The 17198-nt window shown below is 58.5% G+C and carries 17 protein-coding genes and 1 tRNA gene; 7 read left to right on the forward strand and 11 right to left on the reverse strand.

The window, feature by feature from the left end; genetic code table 11:
* The first annotated feature begins 399 nt into the window (after positions 1-399).
* The 3 genes from AB4O08_RS19585 (at position 400) to AB4O08_RS19595 (ending at position 4578) form a co-directional block, all read left to right on the forward strand.
* The gene (locus AB4O08_RS19585; RefSeq protein ID WP_176332387.1) at positions 400-1605 is read left to right on the forward strand and encodes an acetyl-CoA C-acetyltransferase; all 1206 of its coding nucleotides are present in this window, start codon (positions 400-402) and stop codon (positions 1603-1605) included.
* A gap of 16 nt (positions 1606-1621) precedes the next feature.
* Positions 1622-3769 (forward strand): 3-hydroxyacyl-CoA dehydrogenase NAD-binding domain-containing protein, encoded by a 2148-nt coding sequence (locus AB4O08_RS19590; protein WP_460114291.1) that lies wholly within the window; start codon positions 1622-1624, stop codon positions 3767-3769.
* 83 nt (positions 3770-3852) lie between these two features.
* Complete coding sequence (locus tag AB4O08_RS19595; protein WP_010208438.1) at positions 3853-4578, forward strand: amidotransferase; 726 nt, start codon at positions 3853-3855, stop codon at positions 4576-4578.
* Here AB4O08_RS19595 and AB4O08_RS19600 read toward each other — a convergent pair.
* From AB4O08_RS19600 to AB4O08_RS19610, 3 genes are all read right to left on the reverse strand, one after another.
* Positions 4575-5546, reverse strand: coding sequence for a magnesium and cobalt transport protein CorA (locus AB4O08_RS19600; RefSeq protein WP_010208441.1), 972 nt, complete (start codon positions 5544-5546; stop codon positions 4575-4577). The genes AB4O08_RS19595 and AB4O08_RS19600 overlap by 4 nt on opposite strands.
* Positions 5547-5684: 138 nt before the next feature.
* Positions 5685-6413, reverse strand: a complete 729-nt coding sequence (locus tag AB4O08_RS19605) for a 1-acylglycerol-3-phosphate O-acyltransferase (RefSeq protein WP_038453656.1) — start codon at positions 6411-6413, stop codon at positions 5685-5687.
* A gap of 212 nt (positions 6414-6625) precedes the next feature.
* On the reverse strand, positions 6626-7318 hold the full coding sequence (locus tag AB4O08_RS19610) for a crotonase/enoyl-CoA hydratase family protein (RefSeq protein WP_010208444.1): 693 nt from the start codon (positions 7316-7318) through the stop codon (positions 6626-6628).
* 336 nt (positions 7319-7654) lie between these two features.
* Between AB4O08_RS19610 and AB4O08_RS19615 the strand changes: the two genes are divergently transcribed.
* Positions 7655-7744 (forward strand) — tRNA-Ser (locus AB4O08_RS19615).
* A 296-nt stretch (positions 7745-8040) separates the two neighbouring features.
* On the opposite strand, the gene AB4O08_RS19620 is transcribed toward AB4O08_RS19615, so the two are convergent.
* From AB4O08_RS19620 to AB4O08_RS19640, 5 genes are all read right to left on the reverse strand, one after another.
* Positions 8041-9135: a DUF3800 domain-containing protein gene (locus tag AB4O08_RS19620; RefSeq protein WP_010208445.1), complete on the reverse strand. Its 1095-nt coding sequence runs from the start codon at positions 9133-9135 to the stop codon at positions 8041-8043.
* Positions 9136-9431: 296 nt separating this feature from the next.
* Positions 9432-9701, reverse strand: a complete 270-nt coding sequence (locus AB4O08_RS19625; RefSeq protein ID WP_010208447.1) for a hypothetical protein — start codon at positions 9699-9701, stop codon at positions 9432-9434.
* A 391-nt stretch (positions 9702-10092) separates the two neighbouring features.
* Positions 10093-10725 carry a hypothetical protein gene (locus AB4O08_RS19630; RefSeq protein WP_460114292.1) on the reverse strand — a complete coding sequence of 211 codons (633 nt, stop codon included), beginning with the start codon at positions 10723-10725 and terminating at the stop codon, positions 10093-10095.
* Between the two features lie 119 nt (positions 10726-10844).
* Positions 10845-11423: a DUF4337 domain-containing protein gene (locus AB4O08_RS19635; RefSeq protein WP_106119787.1), complete on the reverse strand. Its 579-nt coding sequence runs from the start codon at positions 11421-11423 to the stop codon at positions 10845-10847.
* A gap of 54 nt (positions 11424-11477) precedes the next feature.
* The gene (locus tag AB4O08_RS19640) at positions 11478-12362 is read right to left on the reverse strand and encodes a LysR family transcriptional regulator (RefSeq protein ID WP_045791732.1); all 885 of its coding nucleotides are present in this window, start codon (positions 12360-12362) and stop codon (positions 11478-11480) included.
* Between the two features lie 93 nt (positions 12363-12455).
* Between AB4O08_RS19640 and AB4O08_RS19645 the strand changes: the two genes are divergently transcribed.
* On the forward strand, positions 12456-13424 hold the full coding sequence (locus tag AB4O08_RS19645) for an NAD-dependent epimerase/dehydratase family protein (RefSeq protein WP_460114293.1): 969 nt from the start codon (positions 12456-12458) through the stop codon (positions 13422-13424).
* On the opposite strand, the gene AB4O08_RS19650 is transcribed toward AB4O08_RS19645, so the two are convergent.
* Positions 13384-13767 (reverse strand): DUF2784 domain-containing protein, encoded by a 384-nt coding sequence (locus tag AB4O08_RS19650; RefSeq protein ID WP_021491507.1) that lies wholly within the window; start codon positions 13765-13767, stop codon positions 13384-13386. The two genes, AB4O08_RS19645 and AB4O08_RS19650, sit on opposite strands and share 41 nt — an antisense overlap.
* Before the next feature lie 107 nt (positions 13768-13874).
* On the opposite strand from AB4O08_RS19650, the gene AB4O08_RS19655 reads away from it, so the two are divergent.
* Complete coding sequence (locus tag AB4O08_RS19655) at positions 13875-14564, forward strand: HAD-IA family hydrolase (protein WP_010208454.1); 690 nt, start codon at positions 13875-13877, stop codon at positions 14562-14564.
* Between the two features lie 133 nt (positions 14565-14697).
* On the opposite strand, the gene AB4O08_RS19660 is transcribed toward AB4O08_RS19655, so the two are convergent.
* A complete protein-coding gene (locus AB4O08_RS19660) occupies positions 14698-15444 on the reverse strand; it encodes a 3-oxoacyl-ACP reductase family protein (protein WP_010208456.1) in 747 nt (248 codons plus the stop codon).
* Between the two features lie 126 nt (positions 15445-15570).
* On the opposite strand from AB4O08_RS19660, the gene AB4O08_RS19665 reads away from it, so the two are divergent.
* On the forward strand, positions 15571-16500 hold the full coding sequence (locus AB4O08_RS19665) for a LysR family transcriptional regulator (RefSeq protein ID WP_460114294.1): 930 nt from the start codon (positions 15571-15573) through the stop codon (positions 16498-16500).
* On the opposite strand, the gene AB4O08_RS19670 is transcribed toward AB4O08_RS19665, so the two are convergent.
* Positions 16481-17197 carry an aspartate/glutamate racemase family protein gene (locus AB4O08_RS19670; protein ID WP_460114295.1) on the reverse strand — a complete coding sequence of 239 codons (717 nt, stop codon included), beginning with the start codon at positions 17195-17197 and terminating at the stop codon, positions 16481-16483. The genes AB4O08_RS19665 and AB4O08_RS19670 overlap by 20 nt on opposite strands.
* Position 17198 lies beyond the last annotated feature (1 nt).

Below are 17198 nucleotides of genomic sequence, written 5' to 3' on the forward strand. Positions count from 1 at the left end.
TTTAAACATGGCTGACTGCCTTTTGTTGTTATTCCTGAGCGTCAAATGCATGCCGGTGTCTTTCAGTATGGCGAGATGACGTGTCGCTTTTCTTACAGCCGCTCCAGCAAAACCCGGCAGCAGCCTCCTACTGATTCAACCTTAGAGCCCTCGTTCTTCGTGGCTTAGACTCATTTCATATCAGCTAATAAGCATTTCTGCTTAAAAAGGCATGAGGCATATCGCCATCTTGGCGCCAATGCCTTGGCTAGACAGCTAAAACGATTAACCCGGCAATTCGCTTAGGAGACTACCGTTCGTCCGAGCGAGGGGGTCAAAAGCAATGAGCGCATCCGTCATTGAAACCGTGTCAATCGGGCCTAAGGTAGAGGCACACATGCACAGCGGTTCGAGGACGTCATGACCCAAGCTTTGATCTTTGATGCGATACGCACGCCCCGTGGCAAAGGCAAGGCCGACGGTGCCTTGCACAGTGTCAAACCGGTGAACCTGGTGGCCGGCCTGCTCACGGCATTGGCCCGGCGCAGTGACCTCGACACCCACCAAGTGGACGACATCGTGCTCGGCTGCGTGACCCCGATCGGCGACCAGGGCGCCGACATCGCCAAGACCGCCGCCCTGGTGGCGGACTGGGACATCAGCGTCGCCGGCGTGCAGGTCAACCGCTTCTGCGCCTCGGGCCTGGAAGCCGTCAACGTGGGCGCGATGAAGGTGCGCTCCGGCTTCGAAGACCTGGTGGTGGTCGGTGGGGTCGAGTCCATGTCCCGCGTGCCCATGGGCAGCGACGGTGGCGCTTGGGTACTCGACCCGCAGACCAATATGCACAGCCATTTCACCCCACAGGGCATCGGCGCGGACCTGATCGCCACCCTGGAAGGGTTCACCCGCGACGACGTCGACGCCTTTGCCCTGCATTCGCAGCAGAAAGCGGCCAGGGCCCGTGCGGACGGTTCCTTCAACAAGTCGCTGATCGCGGTGCAGGACCAGAACGGTATTGTGCTGCTGGACCATGACGAATTCATCCGCGGCGACTCCACCCTGGAAGGCCTGGGCAAGCTCAAGCCCAGCTTCGAAATGATGGGGCAGATGGGCTTCGATGCAACCGCGTTGAGGGTCTACAGCCATGTGGAGCGCATCCACCATGTGCACACACCGGGCAACAGCTCCGGTATCGTCGATGGTGCCGCGTTGATGTTGATCGGCTCCGAGGCCAAGGGGCGCGAGCTGGGCCTGCAACCCCGCGCGCGTATCGTCGCCACGGCGGTCACCAGTACCGACCCGACCATCATGCTCACCGGCCCTGCGCCCGCCACGCGCAAGGCCCTGGCCAAGGCTGGCTTGCGAATCGAAGACATCGACTTGTTTGAGGTCAATGAAGCCTTTGCCTCGGTGGTGCTCAAGTTCATCAAGGACATGGGCATCGACGCGGCGCGGGTCAACGTGAATGGCGGCTCCATCGCCATGGGCCACCCACTGGGCGCCACCGGTTGCGCGATTCTCGGCACCTTGCTCGACGAACTGGAAGTGCGCCAGCAGCGCTACGGCCTGGCCACCTTGTGTGTCGGCGGTGGCATGGGCATCGCCACCATTATCGAACGCCTCTGAGCCCAAGGAATTTGTCATGACCCAAGCTATTCGTTACGAAAAAGGCCAGGACGGCATCGTGGTGCTGACCCTCGACATGCCCGGCCAAAGCGCCAACACCATGAACGGCGCGTACCGCGAGGCCATGGCGGCGATGGTCGAGCGTCTGGAAGCGCAAAAAGATGACCTTGCCGGCGTGGTAATCACCTCGGCCAAGAAGACATTTTTTGCCGGTGGCGACCTGAATGAACTGATCAAGGTCGACAAGGCCCACGCCAAGGATTTCTACGACAGCGTACGGGAACTGAAAGCGCAACTGCGCCGCCTGGAAACCCTCGGTAAACCCGTGGTGGCCGCCATCAATGGCGCGGCGCTGGGGGGCGGCTGGGAGATTTGCCTGGCGTGTCATTACCGCGTGGCGCTGGACGACAAATCGGTGCAGCTTGGCCTGCCGGAAGTCACCCTGGGCTTGCTGCCGGGCGGCGGCGGGGTGGTGCGTATGGTGCGCATGCTTGGGTTGGAAAAGGCTTTGCCGTATTTGCTCGAAGGCAAGAAAGTGCGGCCGCAGCAGGCGCTGCAAGCCGGCCTGGTAAATGAGCTGGCGGCGGATCGCGACGAGCTGCTGGCCAAGTCCCGCGCCTGGATCCTGGCCAATCCGGACGCCAAGCAACCGTGGGACAATAAGGGCTACCAGATCCCAGGCGGTACACCGTCGAGCCCCAAAGTGGCGCAGATGCTGGCGATTGCGCCGTCGATTCTGCGCAGTAAGACCCAGGGCTGTTTCCCCGCGCCCGAGAAGATCCTCTGTGCCGCCGTCGAAGGTGCCCAAGTGGATTTTGATACTGCGCACCTGATTGAAACCCGCTATTTCACCGAACTGGTGACGGGGCAGGTGGCGAAGAACATGATCGGCACGTTCTGGTTCCAGCTCAATGAGATCAACGCGGGTAGCTCCCGGCCGCAAGGTTTTGCGCCGTACGTCACGCGCAAAGTCGGCGTGCTCGGCGCAGGGATGATGGGCGCAGGCATCGCCTACGTCAGTGCCAGCGCAGGCATCGAGGTGGTGCTCAAGGACATCAACCTGGCGGCCGCCGAGAAGGGCAAGGCGCATTCGGCGGCGCTGCTGGACAAGAAAGTCAGCCGTGGGCAACTGACCGCCGAACAGCGGGAAACCTTCTTGGCGCGGATTCATCCTACGGCCACCGATGAAGACCTGGCCGGTTGCGACCTGATTATCGAAGCGGTGTTCGAAGACCGCGAACTCAAGGCCAAAGTCTCAGCCGCCGCGCAAAGTGTGGTCGGTGCCGACGCCGTGATCGCCTCCAACACCTCCACCTTGCCCATCAGCGGCCTGGCCACGGCAGTGCCGGATCAAACCCGGTTCATCGGCCTGCACTTCTTCAGCCCGGTGGACAAGATGCCCCTGGTGGAAATCATCAAGGGTGCGCGCACCAGCGACGAAACCCTGGCCCGTGGTTTCGATTTCGTACTGCAAATCAAGAAAACCCCGATCGTGGTCAACGACAGCCGTGGCTTCTTCACCTCGCGGGTGTTCGGCACCTTCACCAACGAAGGTATCGCCATGCTCGGCGAAGGCGTAGCGGCGCCGATGATCGAGACTGAAGCGCGCAAAGCCGGCATGCCGGTAGGGCCGTTAGCGGTGTCGGATGAAGTTTCCCTCAGCCTGATGAGCCATATCCGGCAGCAGGCGGCGAAGGATCTGCAGGCGGAAGGCAAGGCCGTGCCGACACATCCGGCGACAGCGGTGATCGATCTGCTGGTCAACGAATACCAGCGCATGGGCAAGGCGGCGGGCGGCGGCTTCTATGACTATCCCAGCGGCGGGCACAAGTACCTGTGGCCGGAGCTGAAAAGCCGCTTTGAACGGCCCGACCAACGTATCTCGCCACAGGATGTGCGCGACCGCCTGCTGTTTATCCAAGCCATCGAGACCGTACGGTGTGTGGAGGAGGGGGTGTTGATGTCCACGGCGGACGCCAACGTGGGGTCGATCTTCGGCATTGGCTTCGCGGCCTGGAGCGGTGGCGCGTTGCAGTTTATCAACCAATATGGGCTGAACGACTTCATAGCCCGCGCCCGCTACCTGGGCGAGCAATATGGCGAACGCTTCATGCCGCCCGCGTTGTTGCTGGAGAAAGCCGCGCAAGGTGACGTGTTCCGGTGACTAAGAGGGGCTTGCCTTGAAGGGGCATTTCAAGGCAGGCTCTGGGGTGTGCAATATTCCCATCACCGTGTCAGGTATTTTTTATGTCGCTACGCGTCTGTATCCTGGAAACCGATATCCTGCGTCCAGGCTTGATCGATCAATACCAAGGGTACGGGCAGATGTTCAAGCGCCTGTTCTCCAAGCAGCCCATACCCGCTGAGTTTGTCGTGTACAACGTGGTGAACGGCGAATACCCGTCGGACGATGAAGTGTTCGATGCCTACCTGGTGACCGGCAGCAAGGCCGATTCCTTTGGCACCGACCCATGGATCCAGACCCTCAAGACCTACCTGCTCGAACGTTACGAGCGCGGCGACAAGCTGCTCGGGATCTGCTTCGGCCACCAACTGCTGGCACTGTTGCTCGGCGGCAAGACTGAACGCGCCGGCCAGGGCTGGGGCATGGGCATTCACGACTACAAGCTGGATGCCAAGACACCGTGGATGAGCCCTGAAGTGGAGGAGCTGACGCTACTGATCAGCCACCAGGACCAAGTCACCACGCTGCCGGACAATGCCACGGTCATCGCCTCCAGCGCCTTTTGCCCGTTTGCCGCGTACCACATCGGCGACCAGGTCCTGTGCTTCCAAGGTCACCCGGAGTTTGTCCACGACTATTCCCGCGAGTTGCTGGAGATTCTGCAGACCACATTGGGCGAAAAGGTCTACACGAACGGCGTGGCCAGCCTGGAGCGCGACCACCACGGCGCAACCGTGGCGGAATGGATGATGCGTTTCGTGGCGCACAAGCCCGAGGCCCAGGTTTAAAGCCAGCCCGAACGCTTGAAACTGGCCCACAGGCTGGTGCAACCCACCGCGATAAACCCGAGCACCGCAAAATAGCCGTAGTGCCATTGCAGCTCGGGCATGTTCTGGAAGTTCATCCCGTAGATCCCTGCCACCGCGGTGGGGAACGCGAGAATCGCCGCCCATGCAGCAAACTTGCGCTGCACCACACTCTGGCGCGACGCCTCCAGCAGTACACCGATCTCGATGGTCTGGCTGGCGATATCGCGCAGGGTGGTGAGATCTTCCATCTGCCGTGTCACGTGGATCTGCACATCACGGAAATACGGGCGCATGTTTTTGTCGATGAACGGGAAGTTGAGTTTCTGCAGCTCCTGGCTGATCTCCACCATCGGCGCCACATAGCGCTTGAGCCGCAACACATCGCGACGCAGGCCGTGAATCTTCTGGATATCCCGCTCGCTCAGCGAACTGCACAGCACATTGCGCTCCAGCTCATCGATCTCGGCATGGATCGCCTCGCTCACCGGTTGGTAGTTCTCGGTGACGAAATCCAGCAGCGCATAGAGTACGAAATCTTCCCCATGCTCCAGCAACAGAGGCCGTGCCTCACAACGCTGGCGCACAAAACCGTAGGACGCCGAGTGCCCGTTGCGTGCGGTGATGATATAGCCGTTGCCGGCAAAGATATGGGTCTCGATAAACTCCAGCTTGCCGTTTTCGCGCACCGGTGAGTAGGTGACGATAAACAGCGCATCGCCGAAGGTTTCCAGCTTCGGGCGGCTGTGTTTTTCCAGGGCGTCTTCGATGGCCAATTCATGCAGGTTGAACTGGCGTTGCAGGTTGGAGAGCTCCTGAGCGTCAGGCTCTTCCAGACCGATCCATACAAAGTGGTTGGGTTTGGCGGCCCAGGCCGCCCCTTCATCGAGGGTGATATCCGTGACTTTCTTACCGGCACTGTAGACAGCGGCCGCAACAACTCTACCCATGGTGCTGATCGCTTCTTATTGGGAGGACAGGTGTTGGGCAGCTTAGCCTGAATGGCGTTCCGTTGTAGCTACCGTTGCGGCAAGCTTTTTTGTGGTGAACGAGCTTGCTCGTGCTGGGGGGCGAACCGCTCCAAAGCGTTAAAGAGGGCCCGGTGCCAATTCGCGATCCATCTCCTCTATGCACGCCTCCATCTGCGCATGACACGCCTGCATCAACGCGGGGATGTCATCCGGAGTCATCCCAATGGTAGGAATCGGCGGCAACGACCGTATGAGCACATCCCCACTGTTCCAGCGATTGAGCTGCATATGTGTCACGTAATTGCTGACACACACCTGCACGATCGGCACACCGGCCGCAATCGCCATATGGAACGCGCCTTTCTTGAACGGCAGCAACCCCTTGCCCAAATTGCGCGTGCCCTCCGGGAACACCCAGATCGACGTGTCCTCATGTTGCAACGTGTGAGTGGTGGTGAGCATCGCACGGCGAGCCTTGTACGCATTGCCCCGGTCGATCAGCACGTTACCCGCCAGCCAGAACAACTGACCGAACAGCGGCACCCATTTCAGGCTTTTCTTGGCGATACACACGGTGCGGTAAGGCACCACGTTACCGAACACAAACAGGTCATAGTTGGACTGATGGTTGGCGATAACCACGCAGGTGCCGGGCTTGTGGCGCAGCGAGTCCACATCGGCCTTTACGTTCAGCCCCAGAATCCACATGGCCGGCAGCGCGTAGAGGCGAGCACACAGGCGACTGTTGTCCGGGTTGAACGGTCGACACAGACCGACCAACACGCCCAGCACACCGGCGAGCATAAAGTGCAGGCCCATCAACAACATACGCAGCAGAAAAAGCATCGACACAGCCTATCCGGACAAAAGGTGGCGCAGTGTACGGATGTGCACTGTATTCGGCAATTAACCCTGTAGAGGTAGGAGATAAGCGATGTTTAAGAGCATGTTTCAGCATCTACCGACACGGGCAGGCTAGAGCGGCTCAATAGGATTCGGATTAGTTTGTAAGAAAAAGCCCGACTCAAGGTCGGGCTCTGGCGTATCAAGGGTAGGACTTAGCTCAGGATATGCCCCTGGTCCTGGATGATTGCATCGTCCAGGGCTTCCAGCAGCGCTTTGCGCACCTTCAACTTGGTGTGTTTGTGAGCGTTCATGTTCAATTTCTTCAACTGACGCGCCGCTTCCAGGGCTGCCGCATGCAATTCTTCCGGTGCCACCACCTTGTCGAGGAAACCGGCTTGCAACGCGCCCTGTGGGTCAAACATCTCGGCATTGATCACCGAACGATGGAACGCCGACTTACGCAGACGATCCCGCGCCAGCTCGATACCGGCGTGGTGCATGGTCATGCCGATCGCCACTTCATTCAGGCCAATGCTGAACGGGCCTTCCACGCCAATCCGATAGTCTGCTGACAACAGCAGGAACGCACCCTTGGCCACCGCATGCCCAGGGCACGCCACAATCACCGGGAACGGGTGCGACAACAGACGGCGTGCCAAGGTCGAACCGGACGTCACCAGGCCGATCGCCTCTTTAGGGCCGGCGGTCATCACCTTCAAATCATAACCACCCGACAGAATCCCCGGCGTGCCGGTGATCACCACCACCGCCCGGTCCTTCTCCGCCTGATCCAGCGCTTCATTAAACGCACTGACCACCGCCGGAGAAATGGCATTCACCTTGCCGTTGCTCAAGGTCAGGGTCGCGATACCGTCTTCGAGGTGGTAGGCAATCAACTCACTCATGACGCGGTTCCTTGTAGGATTTTTTATAGAAGGCTAGTTAATAGACGTGCATGCGCAGACGTTACCCACCACGCCCGCCCCGGTAAAGCGCTGTGACTGACTGCCCAGTCAGACTTTTCCCGCATATAGGCGTTTGAAAAGCCGGGGGCAGGGCGCAATCACCGCCCCAGACCCATCCTGCCGATGCCTGAGAATGGCACAATCACCGCCCCTTGCCGGGCGTGGATCTGCATAACCGGCTAACCGCATGAAAATTCTGAAAAAAACCTTTGCCATCAGAAAGGCTTTCGACTACATTAGCGCGCCTCGACAGACTGAACTGGTTTGCCGAGATACGGTGAAGTGTCCGAGTGGCTTAAGGAGCACGCCTGGAAAGTGTGTATACAAGAAATTGTATCGAGAGTTCGAATCTCTCCTTCACCGCCACATTAAGTAAACACAAACCCCTGATTTTCCTAGAGAAAGTCGGGGGTTTGTGGTTTTTTGCGTCGAAAAAATAGCCCCATGGGACCGCCATGGGACTGGTGCTCTATTTTGGTGCGAAAATTGAAGGCTTTGTTATTCGGCATTAGGGGCTTGGCAATCAACCCCTTTGGGCACTGTCGCCCTAGCCATTTCTGGAGTCCTGACAGTTTCGCGAGTGTCAGGCCGCCCCTGCTCGGTACGCCGCCGCATATGGCTAGTCCCGGGGGGAGAGGAATGCGTCCGACACGCGGGAAGGCTCAAGAGAAACTAACGCACTCGCTTAGTCCATCAAGCTTTTTATCTTTGTATGTCATGCCAAACGAGGCGAGAAAAGTATCCGCGAAAATGTCTTTTGGGTGATCGCTCGGTTTTTCCCTATTTAGCACTCTAGAAATCGAGCTTACAAATAAGTCAGATATTTGCATGAGTGGCGATATAGCTGAGTCTTCTGCCTCTACCACGTCGACATAGACATTTCCGTTGAATATAGCGGTAGATGCATTCTGCAGTTGTAGCTTAATCTCCATTATGGATAATTTATCTTTGGATTCTTCTTCACTATCTTTCCTGAACTGAAGGTTTCTTGGGAGAATAGCTCGTCCGGATACGTTCTCCTCTTTAATTCCATTTATTACCATGTGGTAGAACAGTTTGTTTAATGTGTCGTCTACGCTATAAAGACCGGATCTCAAAACCCCTAGTCCTTTAAATGAAATAGAAGTTGAGTTCTCTATGATTGCACCAAGCAATGCAAGGTACTGATTTATATTGTTTTTATCTATCTCCTTGAAGTGCATTTCGCCTTTGAAATTTATATCGCTTTTCTTCTGGTTTATTGCTCTGGTTATTTTCATTGTTTCGTAGCTTCGCAGAACCCATAGGCTGCCAACCATTAGATATTTTCCAGTCTTACCGCTTTCATCTGCGTAGATGCAGTACACCGGGTGAGAAGGGCGAACCTCCAGTGCCTTTTGTTTTTCCTCCTCCTCTAATGTTCCGCGATATTTCCTTACTTCTGGTGAAGCTTTAAATAAACCAAGGGTGTTTTGGACGGTGGCCCGGGCTCTTGAAATGGAATTAAGCTTTTCCAGTTCAGGATACTTATCCTCTGGAATCGCTCCCCCCGAATAAAGGTCAGACTGAAATGTTTTCCAATATAGGAATTGGCACTTTATGTCAGAGTCGCGTGCGGATGGATAGTGATTCAATATCCAGCCAACCCGATCAGTAAGACGAGCGGGGCTATTACTTGCGATTGCAGAGAGTACACGAATTTTCTCAGCTTCAGTTCTCTCGTTTGTTTTAGTCTCGGTTACTAACTCTTCAGGTTGGTCTTCTATCAGGTCGTCCATGATTCTCTCCTTTTGGCAATGGGCCATCATCATGCGACTGCAGAGAACCGTCAAAGTGTATTCGTGCACAAATCTAAAAGTTTTGTAACAGTGTTCTGTCCGACTTGCCCTTGATAACTGCAGGATGAGGGTCAGTATGTATATTTCGAATAACGCCACTTATGTTCAAAAGGCCCCCACACTTAAGCCAGGTGCGGGGGCCTTTTGTGTGCCCTCGTAAACCAGAACCCCCTGGATTGCTATTCCGAAGCCAGGGGAATTGGTCGCTAAAGCTCTAAAGCGACCTGCAGTATTTTCTAGGGTAGCGGAACATCCATTCGCCGGCCTATGACATCCAGCAAGTCACACCCGTCGCGCATTGGAATTGAGCACAGCAAGGCAAAGTCGCTGAGTACCACCGCATCGCTGCCTATCTCACTACGTAGCGCAAGATTCTCAAGCACCTGCGTCACCGAGCGGATTCGATAGTTCGCGGCATCAAGAAGGATTTCCAACGGGACGGTTGTGTCGACGAAAAGGGCGGGTGTGGCGCTGTCGTTGCTGGTGAGTGCTATGTATTGGTTCATGCCTTAAGTCCGTTCACTTAGAGGATGTGAGCCACGCATTTGTCGCCAAACAAAAGGTGGCAGCTGTACGCAGGTTGGCGAACCGGGACAAGAACGGACAAAGACCGGCAGACCCGAAGGTCTCCCACGCACAGCTACCATGAAGCAGCTTATTGCGTGCAGGGGCATCCCGCAAATCTGCCGGGAAGCTTTTGCCATCTTGTAGTCGAGTCGCCAAACCCGGTCGCCCTGTGAGCGACCATTGGACTATAGGCGGGGTGAATTTGAAGTGGGAGAGTGGCGCTTCTGAATAGGCCGTAGGAAATTGCCCAAATCAATTATCAGGGCCAGTACAGCCGATTCAGTGGATACACACGCCCGGCCTATTTTCTTCACGCTCAACCGTCGCAGGCTAAGGTGTCTCTTCCGTATTCAATAACGGCCCAACCGACCCAAATGGATAACTGCTCATCCCGATGCGCAACGGCGCTATCGGGTTCGCTGCGGCGCCCATCAGCAGTACATTGTCGATGACAATGGTTTCCCCTGGCGCACGGTTATCCGCTGCGACGATAAGGTAGTAGGTTCCGCTGTTTTTCACCGTGCCTTTCAAGACCTGGCTGATGACCCCCACGATGCCAGACGCCTTGCCAAAGCCTTCAGCCTGCACATTGCCTTGGGCGTCCATCAGGATCAAATAAGGGTTCAGGGCGTATTTGCTGAATCCCAGGCACGCGTTGACGCACCAAGAGTTAACGTCGATATGGAAGGGTTTATCTTTTATTAAGGCTACGCTGAATAATCGGTAGTTCGACGGGATCCCGTTGATCAGGATGCGCGGTTCTTCGGCCGTGATCTTCCACTGGGGCGGCCGCCACCCTGGGTCGATCGGCATGGGCACCGCTTGAGTGTTACGCATGGCCTCAGAGGGGGTTCGCGCTAACGGCGTGCTGCTGTTTTTGACTTGTTCTTCAAACAGTGTTGTCGGATTGCTTGAACAGGCGGTGATTAATAAACAGCACAGCAATAGAAACAGACTCCGCATTCGTACTTCCCTGTCATTGTCGTTTTCGAGAGGGCAAGACTACCACCCCGCGCGTCAGGATTGTACGTACACCCAAGCCCTCAACCCCACAGCCACCCCCACCTTTTGACTGCACCGCGTCAGATATGCAGCCACGCCAGGCTGCCCAATACCACTGCCACACCCGCTGCCGCATACGACAGGCGCTTCAACCATTCCCGCCTCGTCAACAACGTAATCGCCGCCAACGAGATCGCGATCTGAATCGCGGTCATTGCCTGGGCCCAGCGGTGATGCTGGTGCAGCGCCTGTTCCGATTTTTCATCCCATTCCTTTGAGGTGGCTTCAAGCGTTTCGGCTTGTTTGCGCACGTCTTCCTTCTGGCGCTTGTAGCGTTCGATCTCGTCCTTGTAATGCGCTGCATCTACGCCGGGAATGTGAGTGGCCAGTTCCGCAAGGTTCTGCCGGCTGGATTTGGCCTGGTAGTAGTTCCACTGGTTCGCGGCTTCGGTCTTGATGATGGCAGCGTTGTTTTTGTCCATGGCCGCTTCACTTTCGGTGGAGCCGGCCTGGTAGCTGAGCATGGCGCCGAGAGTCGCCATGAGGGCGGTCATCACGGCGATGCGGCTGGCGAAACTGTCACCTCGCCCGTGGGCATGTTCGGTGGTGTGCTCGAGGTGTTTTTCGTGGGGGCTGGGGACTTCGAAGGCTTCGGACATGGTGGCGTCTGTGAAGGGACTGAGGGAGTCTGATTCTTCACCAGTGAAGCTGTCTCAATCCTGTACGTAACGCTGCAAACCTTCCACCAGGGCGTCGAACATTACGCGGCAGCGCGGGCTGTTGCGCAGGTCTTCGTGCATCGTCACCCAGGTGTCCAGCCTGAGTGCAAAGCCTTCCGGCAGGACTCGGCGCAGGCGTGGGTCGCGCTTGGCCAGTTGGACCTGGCAGCCGCCGATGCCGGCGCCGGCGCGGATCAGGGCCAGTTGCGCCAGGTCGCTGTCGCTGCTGCAGGCGAAGGTGTTGCGTTCGAAGCCCTTGATGGCCAGGCTGCGGATAAACGCATTTTCCTGATCGAAGCCGATCACTGAGTGGCTGGCCAGGTCTTGCATGTGCAGGGGCGTGCCGTGTTTTAGCAGGTAATCATCGCGGGCATGCAGGCCGATTTCGATCAGGCCAATGCGTCGCGCCAGCAGTTGTTCCTGGCTGGGACGGACCATGCGCACGGCGATATCGGCTTCCAGTTGCAGCAGGTCGCTCAGGCGGTTGGTCAGGACCAGTTCGACCCTGAGGTGCGGGTGAGTCTGGCGCAATTGCGTGAGGATCGGCGGCAGCACTTCTACGCCGACCACTTCACTGGCGGACACGCGCACCACGCCGCGCACTTCTTCGCCTTGAGAAGAGGCCGCACGTTCAAGCGCCGCTGCCGTGCGCTCCATGGTTTCGGCGTGGGCGCGCAGGGTGCGGGCCAGTGCTGTGGGCAACAAACCGTTCGGTGAACGGGTAAACAGCACCACGCCCAGCGCCGTTTCCAGCGCGGCAATGTGCCGTCCGACCGTGGGCTGTGTAATGCCGAGCTGCCGTGCGGCCCCCGACAGCGATCCCTCCCTGAATACACCGAGGAACGATCGGTAAAGCTCCCAACCAATAGTCGATGCCATGCATAAATGTATAGCGACTGCATTGTGTTCGGCAATTTATCTATAGCGAGACTGCACACAAAATGGCCACATCAACCTCTGTGGGAGAAGGCCATGAAAAAGGTTCTGGTTCTGGGTGCAACCGGCGGGATAGGCGGTGAAGTGGCGCGACAGCTGAGTGCTGCAAGCTGGGAAGTGTGTGCGTTGACCCGTGATGTCGACAGAGCCCGCAGCCAGAACGCAGCGTTTACCTGGGTTGAAGGCGATGCGCTCAATCGTGATGCGGTACTGGCGGCTGCCCGTGGCTGCGCGGTCATCGTGCACGGGGTCAACCCACCCGGTTATCGCAATTGGGCGGAGCAGGTGCTGCCGATGATCGACAACACCATCGCAGCAGCCCTCGTCGAAGGCGCCACTATCGTATTGCCCGGTACGGTCTATAACTACGGGCCGGATGCATTCCCGGTGTTGCACGAGGATTCACCTCAGCACCCGCAGACCCGCAAAGGCGCAATCCGCGTGCACTTGGAGCAGCGCTTGCTGGACGCCTCCCGTCAGGGGGCGCGGGCGCTGATCGTGCGCGCCGGGGACTTTTTCGGCGCGCGGGTGGCTAACAACTGGTTTGCCCAGGGTTTGGTCAAGCCCGGAAAGCCGGTGCAGGTCGTCAACTACCCAGGTGCCCCGGGTGTGATGCATCAGTGGGCGTATCTGCCCGATGTAGCGCGCACGATGGTCGAGCTGATTGAGCGTCGAGCAACCCTCGACGCCTTCGCCTGCTTCCACATGGCCGGGCACGTGGACGCGGATGGCACACAGATGGTCCAAGCGATTCAGCGCGTAATGCTGCGTAGGACGGGGCATCAACCGCGCGTCAATCGTTTCCCGTGGTGGTTGCTGAAAGTGGCGGCACCCTTTGTCGTCACCCTGCGCGAGATGCAAGAGATGCGCTACCTGTGGCAAACCCCCTTGCGCATGGATAACCAACGCCTGTTGGTGGCCCTGGGCCATGAGCCGCATACGCCGCTCGAAGCCGCGGTGGAAGCTACGTTGGCCAACCTTGGTTGCTTGCCTGCGCACGCCTGATCAAGCACGCATACACCGCGATATTGATCAGCAGCACCACCGTCCCGAGCGCCAATTGAATCCCAGGGGTCAGCCCCGCCGGGTAGATCAGCGTGAGGATGTAATGCTCGACAAAACCACCGCCGTAACCGTCTTGTCCGGCGAGGTGACGAAGCAGGTTTTCCCACCGGGTCAACGGGCAGGGCAGGTGCAGCACTTCCACCGCCACGCCCCAGGCGGCCGCCGGCAAATGCAGCCAGATTACCCGGCGCCACTTGAGCGCGAGCAAGCCGCCAAACAGCACGAACAGAATAAAGGTGAGGTGAAACAGCACCAGGCTGTCGGCAGCGAGACGGAAGAGCATTGCGGGTACTTCGAAAGGAAGGGACTACAGTCTAAAGGGTTGCTTGCCGGCAAGCGTGGCCGTTATTGTGCTGAATCCTTTTAGTCCTCTCCCAAGGTTCTGTTGCGATGAATGCACCGCGTACCGCAGTCGGTCCAATCAAGGCCGTGATTTTCGATATGGACGGGTTGTTGCTGGATACCGAAGGCATCTACACCGAAGTTACGCAGATCATCGCCGAACGCTACGGCCGTACCTACGATTGGGGCATCAAGCAGCACATCATCGGGCGCGGTGCCCAGGACTTGGCTGACTATGTGGTGAAGGCGCTGGATTTGCCGATCACACCGGCGCAGTTCCTGGAAATACGCGAGCCGCTGATGAGCGAGCGCTTCCCCAAGGCATTGGGCATGCCTGGCGCTGAAGCTTTGGTGCGGCACTTGAAAGCGCACAATATCCCGATTGCGGTGGGCACCAGTTCGTCGCGCAATTCGTTCGGCCACAAGACCACGCTGCACCGCGAATGGTTTGGCCTGTTCGATACCATCGTCACCGCTGACGACCCGGAAGTCGGTGCCGCCAAGCCTGCGCCGGACATCTTCCTCACCGCCGCCCGCCGCCTGGGCGTTGCGCCCGAGGACTGCCTGGTGTTCGAAGACTCGCCGTTTGGCGTCACCGCCGCCAAGGCCGCGCACATGACCGCCATCGCCGTGCCGGATGAAGCCATGGCCGACAGCAAGTACCACCATGCCGACCAGATCATCCGCAAGCTCGCGGACTTTGACCTGGCGGCCTATGGCTTGCCGCCCCGTCCCTGAATCAAACACAGGTCAACCCTGTGGGAGCGGTCTTGCTCGCGAAAGCGGTGTATCAGTCGATGTATTAAGTGACCGATACTCAGCCTTCGCGAGCAAGCCCGCTCCCACAGGGTTTTGCAGTGTTTAAGAAGTACTAGGCGCTGAAGCCACCATCGATGGTCAAACTGGCACCTGTGATGTAACCCGCTTCCGGCCCTGCGAGGTAAGCCACAAAGCTGGCGATCTCTTCCACATGCCCGTAACGCCCCACCGCCATCAGCCCGATCAAGCTTTCGGCAAAATCGCTGTTCGCCGGGTTCATATCGGTGTCCACCGGCCCAGGCTGCACGTTGTTGATGGTAATGCCGCGTGGCCCCAGATCTCGCGCCAGGCCCTTGGTCAACCCCACCAGCGCCGCCTTGCTCATGGCGTACGGGCCGCCACCGCCAAACGGCATGCGCTCGGCATTGGTGCTACCAATGTTGATCACCCGACCGCCGTCAGCCATATGCTTGGCCGCTTCCTGGGTCGCGATAAACACGCTGCGTACATTGATCGCTAACGTCTGGTCAAAATCTTCCAGCTTGAAATCTTCCAGCGGCGCGATGGCCAGTACACCGGCGTTGTTCACCAGAATGTCCAGGCGACCAAAGGCTTCGACGGTGGCGTTGACGGCGTTGCGGATCGCCCCGGCATCGGCGCTGTCGGCGTGGATCGCCAGGGCTTTGCCGCCCTCGCTGATCACGCTGTTCTGCAGTTCTTCAGCCTTGGCGACCGAGCTGACGTAAGTAAAGGCGACTGCTGCACCCTGCGCTGCGAGGCGCTTGACGATGGCGGCGCCGATGCCGCGGGAACCGCCTTGGATCAAGGCGACTTTGCCGCTGAGGTTCTGTGTGGTCATGTCGATCTCCTAGCTGTTCAAGGCAGGATGCCTTGTTGTTGGGGGCGAGTATCGACCTCGCCAGTCCCTCCCGGTAGACCGTGATTGCTATAGTCTGTGTAAACCAAAAGTTTAGAGTGAGTCGATATGGAGAGCTTTGGCAGTATCGAATGCTTCGTGCGCAGCGCTGAAGGCGGTAGCTTTGCGGAGGCTGCCCGGCACCTGAGCCTGACCCCGGCAGCCGTCGGCAAAAGTGTCGCCAAGCTGGAGGCGCGCCTGGGGGTGAGATTGTTCCAGCGCAGCACTCGGCGTCTCACCCTGACCGAAGCCGGAAAACTGTTTCTGGAAGAGGTCAGCGGTAGCCTCACCACCATCCAGAACGCCATGGCCAACCTGGCGAGCGCTGAAGGGCGGCCGGTAGGGACGCTCAAGGTCAGCATGGGCACCGTGTTTGGCAATCGCTATGTGGTGCCACTGCTGGGGGAGTTCATGCAGCGCTTTCCAGACATCAGCCCGGATTGGCATTTCGATAACCGTCAGGTGGACCTGATCGGCCAAGGTTTCGATGCGGCCATCGGCGGCGGTTTTGAACTGCCCCAGGGGGTCGTGGCGCGTAAACTCACACCGGCACATCGGGTATTGGTGGCGTCGCCGGATTACCTGGCGCGACGCGCGCCGGTATTGACCCCAGAGGACTTGGCGCGCTGCACGGGGATTCTCATCCGCTCCCCCCAAACCGGCCGCGTACGCTCCTGGCAGTTGACCAGCACCGAGCGTGAGCACCGCCCGCTGGTGCTCAAGCCGAGAATGACCATGAGCGACTCTGAAGCTGCCTGCTGCGCCAGCGCGCAGGGCCTGGGCATCGCCTTAGTGAGCATGCCCATGGCCGTGACGTTTCTGGACAGCGGCGCGGTGGTGCGGGTGCTGCCCGACTGGTACGTCGACGACGGCAACATCTCCATTTACTACGCCGAACATAAACTGCTACCCGGCAAGACCCGCGCGTTTGTGGATTTCATCATCGAGCAGTTTGCCGAACAGCAGTTGAGCCAGCGTTTTAACGCGTCCAGCCGATGATTTTTTTCGGCCTTGGCGTCGCATAAGTCCTGATCTTCGACGTCGACAACCCCAACCGCACCAGCGATTCGGCGATGGTCACTGCGGCGGTTACGCCGTCCACCACTGGCACGCCGGTGCGCTGGCGGATCTGCTCGTCCAGCCCGGCCATGCCGCCGCAGCCCAGGCAGATCACTTCAGCCTTGTCTTCGCTGATGGCGAGTTCCGCCTGGCGCACGATGGCTTCCATCGCCGCCCGCGGGTTCTCTTCCAACTCCAGCACTGCCATGCCGCTGGCCCGTACCGAGGCACAGCGTTGATACAAGCCGGCCAGTTTCAGGCGGTCTTCGATCAGCGGCACGGTGCGGTCCAGCGTGGTCACCACCGAATAGGCATGGCCCAGAAACATCGCGGTACTGGCGGCCGCTTCGGTGATGTCCACCACCGGCACGTTGAGCAACTCCTGCAAGCCTTCGCGGCCGTGCTCACCGTAACCGGCCTGGATCACCGCGTCGAACGGCTGGTCGTAGGCCATCACGCGGTCCATCACGGCGATGGCCGCCAGGTAGCTTTCAAAGTTGCCTTCCACCGACTCCGCGCCGAAGTAGGGCGTGAGCCCGACAATCTCAGTGCCCGGCGCAGCCACAGCCCGTGCCTGCTGGGCGATGGTTTCAGTGATGGATTCGGTGGTGTTGACGTTGACCACGAGGATACGCATG

This window comes from Pseudomonas sp. H3_E07 (genome assembly GCF_054668895.1).